The sequence below is a fragment of the Streptococcus halitosis genome, assembly GCF_003143695.2.
Classification (GTDB): domain Bacteria; phylum Bacillota; class Bacilli; order Lactobacillales; family Streptococcaceae; genus Streptococcus; species Streptococcus halitosis.
Genome location: NZ_QEMY02000001.1, coordinates 201,995 through 214,648, shown reverse-complemented (window position 1 = coordinate 214,648; position 12,654 = coordinate 201,995). Strand labels below are relative to the sequence as shown.

11 protein-coding genes are annotated in these 12,654 nt (G+C 43.3%); all 11 read left to right on the top strand.

The features are described from left to right. Positions 1-54 precede the first annotated feature (54 nt). The 11 genes from recJ to DB729_RS01090 all read left to right on the top strand — a co-directional run bounded on the left by recJ (position 55) and on the right by DB729_RS01090 (position 12,651). Positions 55-2,277 (top strand): single-stranded-DNA-specific exonuclease RecJ, encoded by a 2,223-nt coding sequence (gene recJ / locus DB729_RS01140; protein WP_165442235.1) that lies wholly within the window; start codon positions 55-57, stop codon positions 2,275-2,277. Positions 2,278-2,450: 173 nt separating this feature from the next. Then, complete coding sequence (locus DB729_RS01135; protein ID WP_033583469.1) at positions 2,451-4,112, top strand: ribonuclease J; 1,662 nt, start codon at positions 2,451-2,453, stop codon at positions 4,110-4,112. 67 nt (positions 4,113-4,179) lie between these two features. After that, positions 4,180-4,959 carry an alpha/beta hydrolase gene (locus tag DB729_RS01130; protein WP_033583471.1) on the top strand — a complete coding sequence of 260 codons (780 nt, stop codon included), beginning with the start codon at positions 4,180-4,182 and terminating at the stop codon, positions 4,957-4,959. A 104-nt stretch (positions 4,960-5,063) separates the two neighbouring features. Then, the gene (locus DB729_RS01125) at positions 5,064-5,765 is read left to right on the top strand and encodes a M57 family metalloprotease (RefSeq protein WP_109289725.1); all 702 of its coding nucleotides are present in this window, start codon (positions 5,064-5,066) and stop codon (positions 5,763-5,765) included. A 101-nt stretch (positions 5,766-5,866) separates the two neighbouring features. Further along, positions 5,867-7,690 carry an excinuclease ABC subunit UvrC gene (gene uvrC / locus DB729_RS01120; protein ID WP_109289726.1) on the top strand — a complete coding sequence of 608 codons (1,824 nt, stop codon included), beginning with the start codon at positions 5,867-5,869 and terminating at the stop codon, positions 7,688-7,690. A gap of 24 nt (positions 7,691-7,714) precedes the next feature. Beyond that, entirely contained in the window at positions 7,715-8,320 is a 606-nt protein-coding gene (locus tag DB729_RS01115) for a hypothetical protein (protein WP_109289727.1), read from the top strand. Beyond that, positions 8,317-9,150 carry a metallophosphoesterase family protein gene (locus tag DB729_RS01110; RefSeq protein WP_109289728.1) on the top strand — a complete coding sequence of 278 codons (834 nt, stop codon included), beginning with the start codon at positions 8,317-8,319 and terminating at the stop codon, positions 9,148-9,150. Before DB729_RS01115 ends, DB729_RS01110 begins: the two co-directional genes overlap by 4 nt. 140 nt (positions 9,151-9,290) lie before the next feature. Further along, positions 9,291-9,815 (top strand): hypothetical protein, encoded by a 525-nt coding sequence (locus DB729_RS01105; protein WP_109289729.1) that lies wholly within the window; start codon positions 9,291-9,293, stop codon positions 9,813-9,815. 185 nt (positions 9,816-10,000) lie between these two features. Then, the gene (locus DB729_RS01100) at positions 10,001-10,606 is read left to right on the top strand and encodes a nitroreductase family protein (RefSeq protein ID WP_000670152.1); all 606 of its coding nucleotides are present in this window, start codon (positions 10,001-10,003) and stop codon (positions 10,604-10,606) included. Positions 10,607-10,618: 12 nt separating this feature from the next. Then, the gene (gene pepV / locus DB729_RS01095) at positions 10,619-12,019 is read left to right on the top strand and encodes a dipeptidase PepV (protein WP_000125051.1); all 1,401 of its coding nucleotides are present in this window, start codon (positions 10,619-10,621) and stop codon (positions 12,017-12,019) included. A 53-nt stretch (positions 12,020-12,072) separates the two neighbouring features. Next, a complete protein-coding gene (locus DB729_RS01090) occupies positions 12,073-12,651 on the top strand; it encodes a uracil-DNA glycosylase family protein (RefSeq protein ID WP_109289730.1) in 579 nt (192 codons plus the stop codon). The last annotated feature ends 3 nt before the right edge of the window (positions 12,652-12,654 follow it).

Here is a 12,654-nt window from a genome sequence, read left to right as displayed (position 1 = left end):
CCTAAATCATGTTATAATGAAACGATAGAATTCTTAGAAAGAGTGGATGTTTTTTTGATAACTCCTACTTATGAATGGCAGTTTGCCCCGCAGGTAGAAGATGCGGATTTTACAAAGATAGCCAAGAAGGCTGGGCTGGGTCCTGAGGTGGCTCGGTTATTATTTGAAAGAGGGATTCAGGATGAGGAAAGTCTAAAGAGGTTTTTAGAACCTTCTTTAGAGGACTTGCATGACCCCTATCTGCTCCATGATATGGACAGGGCAGTGAAAAGGATTCGTCAGGCTATTGAAGAAGGGGAGAATATTCTCGTCTATGGAGACTATGATGCGGATGGTATGACTTCAGCTTCGATTGTGAAGGAAAGTTTGGAACAGCTTGGCGCGGAGTGCCGAGTTTACTTGCCCAACCGTTTTACCGATGGCTATGGTCCAAATGCCAGTGTCTATAAATACTTTATCGAGCAAGAGGGAATTTCCCTGATTGTGACAGTGGATAATGGGGTTGCAGGTCACGAAGCCATTGAATTGGCCCAGTCTATGGGAGCGGATGTCATTGTGACTGACCATCATTCCATGCCTGAAACCCTTCCTGATGCCTATGCGATTGTTCACCCTGAGCATCCAGATGCGGACTATCCCTTCAAATGTTTAGCTGGTTGTGGAGTGGCTTTCAAGCTGGCTTGCGCCCTTTTAGAAGAAGTGCAAGTGGAATTGCTTGATTTGGTCGCTATCGGTACCATTGCAGATATGGTGAGCTTGACAGATGAAAACCGTATCATGGTTCAATATGGTCTGGAAATGCTGGGGCATACTCAGCGTATTGGCCTACAAGAAATGCTGGATATGGCTGGGATTGCTGCTAATGAAGTAACAGAAGAAACGGTTGGTTTCCAGATTGCCCCTCGTTTAAATGCCTTGGGGCGCTTGGATGATCCTAATCCTGCCATTGATTTGCTGACTGGATTTGACGACGAGGAAGCGCATGAGATTGCCCTCATGATTCACCAGAAAAACGAAGAGCGCAAGGAAATCGTTCAGTCAATCTATGAAGAAGCTAAGACCATGGTGGATCCTGCGAAGAAGGTCCAGGTTTTGGCCAAGGAAGGCTGGAATCCTGGCGTTCTGGGTATCGTTGCTGGTCGTTTGTTGGAAGAACTGGGTCAGACAGTCATCGTTCTGAATATAGAAGACGGTCGTGCCAAGGGTAGCGCTCGTAGTGTGGAAGCGGTCGATATTTTTGAAGCCTTGGATCCCCATCGCGATCTCTTCATAGCCTTTGGAGGCCATGCTGGTGCAGCAGGAATGACGCTGGAAGTGGAGAAGCTTTCAGATTTATCTCAGGTTTTGGAAGACTATATCCGTGAAAAAGGCGCAGATGCTAGTGGTAAGAACAAGTTAAATCTAGATGAAGAGCTAGATTTGGAGACACTTAGCTTGGAAACGGTTAAAAGCTTTGAACGCTTGGCACCCTTTGGGATGGATAATCAGAAACCTGTCTTTTATATCAAGGATTTTCATGTCGAAAGTGCTCGTACTATGGGAGCAGGCAATACCCACCTCAAACTAAAAATTTCCAAGGGTGAGGCGAGTTTTGAAGTGGTAGCCTTCGGACAAGGTAGATGGGCGACAGAGTTTGCTCAAACAAAAAAACTAGAATTGGCAGTCACCTTGTCTGTCAATCAATGGAATGGCCAAACTGCCCTCCAGTTGATGATGGTGGATGCGCGTGTGGAAGGTGTTCAACTCTTTAACATTCGTGGGAAGAATGCAGTCTTGCCAGAAGGGGTTCCAGTTTTGGATTTCTCTGGAGAGTTGCCAGATCTAGCGGCCAGTGAAGCGGTTGTTGTGAAGAATATTCCTGAGGATATTACCTTGCTGAAGGCCATTTTTCAGGAACAACATTTCTCTGCTGTCTATTTCAAAAATGACATTGACAAGGCCTACTATCTGACAGGTTATGGAACTAGAGAACAGTTTGCAAAATTGTACAAGACCATTTACCAGTTCCTAGAGTTTGATATTCGCTACAAGCTCAAAGATTTGGCAACTTATCTCAATATTCAACAAATCTTGCTGGTCAAGATGATCCAAGTGTTTGAAGAGCTGGACTTTGTGACGATCAAAGATGGTGTCATGACAGTCAATAAAGAAGCACCAAAAAGGGAAATTGGAGAAAGTCGGATTTACCAAAATCTCAAACAGACCGTTAAAGATCAAGAAATGATGGCGCTGGGTACGGTGCAAGATATCTATGACTTTTTAATGGAAAAAGAATAGAAGTTAGGAAAGAGTTGGGTAACCAACTCTTTTTTGAAAACAAATCTTCGTTTTGAAAATCATCAAAAAAATGGTATAATGGTAGGAAAAGATTCGGCTGAAAGTTTTAGAACTTTTAGAATAAGAGGGTAAACCTACCCTATAATCAAGATGAATTAAGTTTCGGAGGGAAAATGAGTAATATCAGTTTAACAACGCTAGGTGGTGTACGAGAAAATGGGAAAAATATGTACATCGCTGAAATCGATGAATCTATTTTTGTTTTGGATGCAGGGCTTAAATACCCTGAAAATGAACAACTAGGGGTTGATGTCGTCATTCCAAACATGGACTACCTTTTTGAGAATAGCGACCGTATCGCAGGGGTCTTCTTGACCCACGGGCATGCGGATGCCATTGGTGCCCTGCCTTATCTCTTGGCAGAGGCTAAGGTGCCTGTGTTTGGTTCTGAGTTGACCATTGAGTTGGCGAAACTCTTTGTCAAAGGAAATGATACGGTTAAGAAATTCAATGACTTCCATGTGATTGATGAAAACACGGAGATTGACTTTGGGGGAACGGTGGTTTCCTTCTTCCGTACGACTCACTCTATCCCAGAAAGCCTGGGAGTTGTGTTAAAAACACCAAAAGGGAACATTGTTTACACAGGCGACTTCAAATTTGACCAGACGGCTAGTGAATCCTATGCGACGGATTTTGCGCGTTTAGCCGAAATCGGCCGTGACGGTGTCTTGGCACTTCTCAGTGATTCTGCAAATGCAGACAGCAATATTCAGGTGGCGAGCGAGAGTGAAGTTGGGGATGAAATTACCCAAACCATCGCTGACTGGGACGGTCGTATCATCGTTGCAGCAGTTGCCAGCAACCTTTCTCGTATCCAGCAGGTTTTTGATGCAGCTGCGGAGACTGGCCGCCGAGTCGTTTTGACTGGATTTGATGTTGAAAATATCGTTCGTACAGCGATTCGTCTCAAAAAATTGTCCCTAGCTAATGAAAGCCTTTTGATTAAACCAAAAGAAATGTCTCGTTTTGAAGACCATGAGTTGATTATCCTAGAGACAGGTCGTATGGGTGAACCTATCAATGGACTTCGCAAGATGTCTGTTGGGCGCCACCGTTATGTAGAAATCAAGGATGGGGACTTGGTTTATATTGTAACAACTCCATCCACCGCCAAAGAAGCAGTTGTGGCTCGCGTTGAAAATATGATTTACCAAGCTGGTGGTGTGGTAAAACTCATTACCCAGAGTTTGCGAGTATCAGGACACGGGAATGCGCGTGATTTGCAGTTGATGATCAATCTTTTGCAACCGAAATATCTTTTCCCTGTCCAAGGGGAGTACCGTGAGTTGGATGCGCATGCCAAGGCTGCCATGGCAGTTGGAATGTTGCCAGAGCGCATTTTCATCCCTAAAAAGGGAACAATCATGTCCTATGAACATGGAGACTTCGTCCCAGCTGGCGCAGTTTCTGCAGGCGATGTCATGATTGATGGAAATGCCATTGGTGATGTTGGGAATGTCGTTCTTCGCGACCGTAAGGTCTTGTCAGAGGATGGAATCTTTATCGTGGCGATTACTGTTAACCGTCGTGAGAAGAAGATTGTGGCTAAGGCTCGTGTTCATACGCGTGGATTTATCTACCTTAAGAAAAGTCGCGACATTCTCCGTGAAAGTTCAGAATTGATTAACCAAACGGTAGAAGAGTATCTTCAAGGGGATGACTTTGACTGGGCAGATCTCAAAGGCAAAGTTCGTGACAATTTGACCAAGTACCTCTTTGATCAAACCAAGCGTCGCCCAGCAATCTTGCCAGTCGTGATGGAAGCAAAATAATAAGCAGAATACCTACAGAAAAAGTCGAAATTCGGCTTTTTCTTATAAATAGTAAAAGGAGAAAATCATGGCAGTTATGAATATTGAGTATTACTCTGAAGTTTTGGATATGGAGTGGGGTGTTACCGTACTCTATCCAGATGCTAGTCGAGTGACTGAACCAGATTGCACAGATATTCCTGTGCTTTACCTTTTGCACGGAATGTCAGGAAATCAAAATAGCTGGCTCAAACGTACCAATGTCGAACGCTTGTTGCGTGGGACCAATCTCATTGTCATCATGCCCAATACAAACAATGGCTGGTACACAGATACCCAGTACGGTTTTAACTACTTTACTGCTCTAGCAGAAGAACTCCCCCAAGTCATGAAACGTTTCTTCCCCAATATGACCAGTAAGCGAGAAAAAACCTTTATTGCAGGTCTCTCCATGGGAGGCTATGGTTCCTTCAAGCTGGCTCTCGCAACCGATCGTTTTTCTCATGCGGCTAGTTTTTCCGGTGCACTCAGTTTTCAAGAATTTTCTCCTGAAAGTCAGGATTTGGGATCACTTGCCTACTGGCGAGGAGTTTTTGGAGAGATTAAAGACTGGACAGCTAGTCCTCATTCGCTTGAAAGCATGGCTGCAAGATCCGATAAAAAGACCAAACTATGGGCTTGGTGTGGGGAACAAGACTATCTTTACTCTGCCAATAACCTCGCAGTGAAAAACCTCAAAAATCTTGGTTTTGAGGTGACCTATAGTCATAGTCCAGGTAAGCACGAGTGGTACTACTGGGAAAAACAATTGGAACGTTTTTTAGCTACTCTACCAATTGACTTTGTCTTGGAAGAACGTTTATCTTAGTTTTAGGTTTCTTTCAGCTTTCTTCAGTAAAATAGAGAATCTATCTTGATCAAGGAGAATGTGATTTCAAGATAGGTTCTTATTTTTATGAAAGGTGGGGCGTCATGTTCTGGATTATTCGATTATTCTTCCGATTTCTTTTGGGAATTTGGCGTTTCTTCTGGCGTCTGGTTTGGACTGTGGCCATTCTACTGCTTATTGCCTTTGGAGTGCTTTGGTACCTGACTGGTGATTTTCATTCTGCGGTCAATCAGGTTGAAAAAATGAGCAAGATAGGTCAAGGTGGCTGGAATCAATGGAAGGAGACGGGAACGCTGGAAGTCTTGTCTCAGACAGACAGTCACCAACATGCAGAAGGCAAGTGGGCTCAGGCCTCAGCTCGCATCTATATTGAACCTCAAATGGATGAGACCTTCCAAGGTGCCTATGCAGAAGCTATAAAAAACTGGAATCAAACGGGATCCTTTACCTTTGAGGTGGTTGCGGATCCTAGCCAGGCAGATATTGTGGCAAGTGAGATGAATGATGGATCGACCGCTGTAGCTGGTCAAGCCGAGAGTCAAACCAATTTGTTAACCAAACAATTTATATCTGTAACGGTTCGCCTGAATCACTATTATCTATCCAATCCAAACTATGGATATTCTTACGAACGGATCGTGCACACGGCAGAACATGAGCTGGGGCATGCCATCGGATTGGATCACACCAGCGAGATTTCTGTCATGCAGCCGGCAGGTTCCTATTGTGGGATTCAGCCTCGGGATGTGAAGGCTGTTCAAGAACTCTATACCAGTAGCGACTAGCTGAAGTCGGTGCAATCCGAAAAGAAATTAAAGCTCCTCCATTAAGCGGTTGGTGGGGCTTTTTGTTCGTCCTGTTACGGCCTTTTTGCTATAATGGAACTATGAATAACTTGATCAAATCAAAACTGGAGCTCTTGCCGACCAGTCCTGGATGCTACATTCACAAGGATAAAAATGGCACCATTATCTATGTAGGAAAGGCTAAAAATCTGCGCAATCGCGTGCGTTCCTATTTCCGTGGAAGTCATGATACCAAGACGGAGGCTCTGGTATCTGAGATTGTAGATTTTGAATTTATCGTTACCGAGTCTAATATCGAGGCCCTTCTGCTGGAAATCAACCTCATCAAGGAAAACAAGCCCAAGTACAATATCATGCTCAAGGATGATAAGTCCTATCCTTTTATCAAAATCACCAATGAGCGCTATCCACGGCTTATTATCACCCGTCAGGTCAAAAAGGACGGTGGTCTTTATTTTGGCCCTTATCCCGATGTGGGGGCAGCTAATGAAATCAAGCGACTACTGGATCGGATTTTCCCTTTTCGTAAGTGTACCAACCCACCCTCTAAGGTTTGTTTTTACTATCATATCGGCCAATGTATGGCCCATACCATCTGTAAAAAAGATGAGGCCTATTTCAAGTCCATGGCTCAGGAGGTTTCTGATTTTCTAAAAGGACAGGATGACAAAATCATAGATGACCTCAAGGACAAGATGGCAAAGGCAGCCAAAAGTATGGAGTTCGAACGTGCGGCTGAATACCGTGACCTGATTCAGGCGATTGGAACGCTTCGGACCAAGCAACGGGTCATGGCGAAAGATTTGCAAAATCGGGATGTCTTTGGCTACTATGTGGATAAGGGCTGGATGTGTGTCCAGGTTTTCTTTGTCCGTCAAGGCAAGCTCATTGAGCGGGATGTCAATCTCTTCCCCTACTACAATGATCCGGATGAGGACTTCTTGACCTATGTGGGACAATTCTATCAAGAAAAATCCCACCTGGTTCCCAATGAGGTGCTGATTCCGCAGGATATTGACGAAGAAGCCGTCAAGGCCTTGGTGGATACCAAGATTCTCAAACCCCAACGTGGAGAAAAAAAGCAACTGGTCAATCTAGCTATAAAAAATGCCCGTGTTAGTCTGGAGCAGAAGTTCAATCTGCTAGAGAAATCAGTTGAAAAGACCCAAGGGGCTATTGAAAATCTAGGTCGTTTACTCCAAATCCCGACTCCAGTCCGTATCGAATCCTTCGATAACTCCAATATCATGGGAACCAGTCCTGTTTCAGCCATGGTGGTCTTTGTCAACGGCAAACCAAGTAAGAAGGATTATCGTAAGTACAAAATCAAGACTGTGGTTGGACCAGACGACTATGCCAGTATGCGTGAGGTTATTCGCAGACGTTATGGTCGAGTTCAACGTGAGGGCTTAACCCCTCCAGATTTGATTGTCATTGATGGGGGACAGGGTCAAGTCAATATTGCCAAGCAGGTCATTCAAGATGAACTAGGCTTGGATATTCCAATTGCAGGTCTGCAAAAGAATGACAAGCACCAAACCCATGAATTGCTCTTTGGAGATCCGCTTGAGGTGGTCGAGCTGTCTCGCAATTCTCAGGAATTTTTCCTCCTCCAACGCATTCAGGATGAGGTGCACCGCTTTGCCATCACTTTCCACCGTCAACTGCGCTCTAAAAACTCCTTTTCATCTCAATTGGATGGGATTGAAGGTCTGGGACCTAAACGCAAGCAAAATCTAATGAAGCATTTCAAGTCTCTCACTAAAATCAAGGAAGCCAGTGTGGATGAAATTGTCGAAGTTGGTGTGCCAAGGGTAGTCGCAGAAGCTGTTCAGAGAAAGTTGAACCCGCAGGGAGAAGTGGAGTTGGCTCAAGTAGCGGAACCATTAAAAGAATTAGAATAAGTATCTAGATAGAAAGTAGAAGAAATGAATAGGATTGAGATTGACAGAGATATACTCCTTTTTTTACGATTTGCTTACTTTGGGAATTCAAAAGATTTATTTTTAGCTGCAACTACTCGAGCCTATCTTGATTTTAATCGAACCTTGCGATTTCATGGCATGCCAGATAAACAGCGCTTGGAGATGAGAAATCGGGCCTCTAAGTGTATCAAAGAAGCGATTTTAAATCTCTTGAATCGGGACAAGCTGTGTCAAACTGATTTTGATAGTTGGCATCATAGGACTTGTGATGCTCTGATAGATTGCTATCGCTCAAATGGGATTCGATTCACTTATGGTCATGCTCAAAAGTGGATTAATATGACTTTCAAGTATCTCTATATGCTTGAAGCTGTAACCCTAGACTCCGTTTTTCCTTTTTTACACGTACCGATAGATAACATCGTGTTAGAGAGGGCGAACAAACAGTTGTGTATCCCAAAACCTTCTCAAGTGTGGAGTAGTTGGGGAGATTACGCTTTCTATCTTCAATATCAAGAACATTTGAGGCAAAGAATAGGCAAGGAAGCTCCTCTTCGTTGGGAGTTTCACAATTGGCTAGATGAAATAGAAAAAGGAAAACCATCATGAACCATAAAATCGCAATTTTATCAGATATTCATGGCAATGTGACTGCACTAGAAGCAGTGATTGCAGATGCTAAAACTCAAGGAGCCAGTGAATATTGGCTTCTGGGAGATATTTTTCTACCTGGTCCAGGTGCAAATGACTTGGTCGCTCTGTTAAAGGAACTTCCTATCACAGCAAGTGTTCGAGGCAATTGGGATGATTGTGTCTTAGAGGCTTTAGATGGGCAATATGGCTTAGAAGACCCACAGGAAGTCCAGCTCTTACGTATGACCCAGTTTTTGATGGAGCGAATGGATCCTGAAACGATTGTCTGGCTACGAAACTTACCTATGCTAGAAAAGAAAGAAGTTGATGGACTGCGCTTTTCTATCTCTCATAATTTACCTGACAAAAACTATGGTGGGGATCTACTGGTTGGAAATGATACAGATAAATTTGACCAACTCCTAGATGAGGAAACGGACGTGGCAGTCTATGGTCATGTCCACAAGCAGTTGCTTCGTTATGGAAGTCAAGGGCAACAAATCATCAATCCAGGTACGATTGGCATGCCCTATTTTGATTGGGAGGCGTTAAAAAATCACCGTGCCCAGTATGCCGTGATAGAAGTAGAAGATGGGGAATTGGTAAATATTCTATTCCGAAAAGTTTCTTATGATTATGAAGCGGAGTTAGAATTGGCCAAGTCCAAGGGTCTTCCCTTTGTCGAAATGTATGAAGAACTACGCCGAGATGACAATTATCGGGGGCACAATCTGGAACTCTTAGCTAGTTTAATCGAAAAGCATGGGTATGTAGAGGATGTGAAGGATTATTTTGATTTTTTGTAAAGTTAGAAATAAAATGGACGCTCTTATTTGGAAGTGAGGTTTGTAGTCGAATTGCTTAGAAAAGATGGTTTAGCTAAAGTTTGACATTGAAATTATTTTGTTATAAAATGGACTCAATTCTTAATAAAAAGGAGAACATTATGAAGAAAATTATTACAGCCAGTATGGCTCTTTTATCTGTTGTTGTTTTAGCAGCATGTTCAGGGAAAACAACGTCTGAATCTTCGACTAAAAATTCAAGTTCTGTAGAGCAAACTTCTTCTTCAGAGATCTCATCAACAACGTCTAGTTCAAAGACAGAAAATAATGAGGTTGTTTTGATCACCGATGAAGAAATTGATAATGCTAAAACTGTTGGAGATGTGAAGAAAGTCTTTGGTAAACTAGTTGACAATTATAAAAAGCATGCAGTTGAAATTGGGGAGAAAATTCCAGAGAGTGGAAAAGAAGCATATAACGCCCAAGTTGAACCAGCGCTTAAGTCTATGGAGACTGTAAGAGAGTCATTTAACGAAAGCCTTTCAAGTATTGGTTCTGATGATACAGTAGTGCCAGAACAAACTCGTACTCTATTTGTTCAACAGTTGAAAACTGGACGTGATACAATGAAGAAAGCACTGGAGTCAGCGTATAAAGCAGTTGCTCCATACACATCTGGTCAATAATATGAGAAAGTAGGTGAATTATCACCTGCTTTTTGATTTGTTTAAATCCAAAACGATACCTACATAAAAAGCTACAAGTGGATAGTAGAGAGTCTGAAAGAAGTACTAACTCTATGAAAAATCTCTGCAAGCTCTTTCAAATTATGGTAGAATGGAAGCAGTAGAATTAGAAAAGGAAATCGATTATGAAATTTCTTGAATTAAATAAAAAACGTCATGCGACCAAGCATTTTACTGATAAACCGGTAGATCCCAAAGATGTGCGTACGGCTATCGAAATCGCAACCTTGGCCCCAAGTGCCCACAATAGCCAGCCATGGAAGTTTGTGGTTGTTCGTGAGAAAAATGCTGAATTGGCAAAATTAGCTTATGGTTCGAACTTTGAGCAGGTATCATCAGCGCCAGTGACCATTGCCTTGTTTACAGATACAGATCTTGCCAAACGTGCTCGCAAGATTGCCCGTGTTGGTGGCGCAAAGAATTTCTCAGAAGAGCAACTTCAATATTTCATGAAGAATTTGCCTGCCGAGTTTGCGCGTTACAGTGAACAACAAGTTAGCGACTACCTAGCCCTCAATGCAGGTTTGGTTGCCATGAACTTGGTTCTGGCTCTTACAGACCAAGGAATCGGTTCTAACATTATCCTTGGATTTGACAAATCAAAAGCCAACGAAGTTTTGGACATTGAAGACCGTTTCCGCCCAGAACTCTTGATTACAGTGGGTTACACAGACGAGAAATTAGAACCAAGCTACCGCTTGCCAGTAGATGAAATCATAGAGAAAAGATAGAAGGAAGAAAAAATGACAGCAATTGATTTTACAGCAGAAGTAGAAAAACGCAAAGAAGACCTCTTGGCTGACTTGTTTAGCCTTTTGGAAATCAACTCAGAACGTGATGATAGCAAGGCAGATGCGCAGCATCCCTTTGGACCTGGTCCAGTAAAAGCTTTGGAGAAATTCCTTGAAATCGCAGACCGCGATGGCTATCCAACTAAAAATGTTGATAACTACGCAGGACATTTTGAGTTTGGTGAAGGAGAAGAAGTTCTCGGAATCTTTGCTCACATGGACGTGGTGCCAGCTGGTAGCGGTTGGGACACGGACCCTTATACACCAACTATCAAAGATGGTCGCCTTTATGCGCGCGGAGCTTCAGATGACAAGGGACCTACAACAGCTTGTTACTATGGTTTGAAAATCATCAAAGAATTGGGTCTTCCAACTTCTAAGAAAGTTCGTTTTATTGTCGGAACAGACGAAGAATCAGGCTGGGCAGATATGGACTACTACTTTGAACATGTAGGACTTGCAAAACCAGACTTTGGCTTCTCTCCAGACGCTGAATTCCCTATCATCAATGGTGAAAAAGGAAATATCACAGAATACCTTCACTTTGCAGGTGAAAATGCAGGTGCTGCTCGTCTTCACAGCTTTACAGGTGGTTTGCGTGAAAACATGGTACCTGAATCAGCAACAGCAGTCGTTTCAGGTGTCTTAGCTGACTTGCAAGCTAAACTAGATGCCTTTGTTGCAGAGCACAAACTTAGAGGAGAACTCCAAGAAGAAAACGGTCAGTACAAGGTGACTGTGATTGGTAAATCTGCCCATGGTGCTATGCCTGCTTCAGGTGTCAATGGGGCTACTTACCTAGCATTCTTCCTCAGCCAATTTGACTTTGCTGGACCAGCCAAAGACTACCTCGACATTGCTGGTAAGATTCTCTTGAATGACCATGAGGGTGAAAATCTCAAGGTTGCTCATGTGGATGAAAAAATGGGTGCCCTTTCTATGAATGCGGGTGTCTTCCGCTTTGACGAAGCAAGTGCTGACAATACCATTGCCCTCAACTTCCGTTATCCAAAAGGAACAAGCCCAGAGCAAATCAAGTCAATCCTTGAAAACTTGCCAGTTGCTTCTGTTAGCCTCTCTGCCCATGGTCATACACCTCACTATGTACCGATGGAAGATCCACTTGTGCAAACCTTGTTGAATGTCTATGAAAAACAAACTGGTCTTAAAGGTCACGAGCAAGTCATCGGTGGTGGTACCTTTGGTCGCTTGCTGGAACGTGGGGTTGCCTATGGTGCGATGTTCCCGGACTCAATTGACACCATGCACCAAGCCAATGAATTTATCGCCTTGGACGATCTCTTCCGAGCAGCAGCAATCTATGCAGAAGCTATCTATGAATTGATCAAATAAAACGATAGAAGTCTGAGATTTTATGCTTGGACTTCTTTTTGGAGGGAAAACAGATGTCTCAAATCGAAAGAATCAAGCAAGCTATTATGGCGGATTCGCAGAATGCCAGCTACACAGAACGTGGAATCGAACCTCTCTTTGCGGCGCCAAAAACTGCTCGCATCAATATTGTCGGTCAAGCTCCGGGGTTTAAAACGCAAGAAGCTGGGATTTATTGGAAGGATAAGAGTGGTGATCGTCTGCGTGAGTGGCTAGGTGTAGATGAAGATACATTTTACAATTCGGGCTTGTTTGCAGTTATTCCCATGGACTTTTATTTCCCAGGACATGGCAAATCAGGCGACCTTCCACCCCGTAAAGGCTTTGCCGAAAAATGGCACCCACAACTCTTGCAAGAGTTGCCCGATATTCAATTAACTCTCTTGATTGGGCAATATGCCCAAGCCTATTATTTACAGGAGAAAGTTAGTGGCAAGGTGACAGAGCGGGTGAAACACTACAAAGACTATCTACCAGAATTTTTCCCTCTGGTGCACCCGTCACCACGTAATCAAATCTGGATGGCTAAGAATCCTTGGTTTGAGTCAGAAGTGGTGCCAGATTTGAAAAAAAGAATTAAAACGATTTTATAGTCA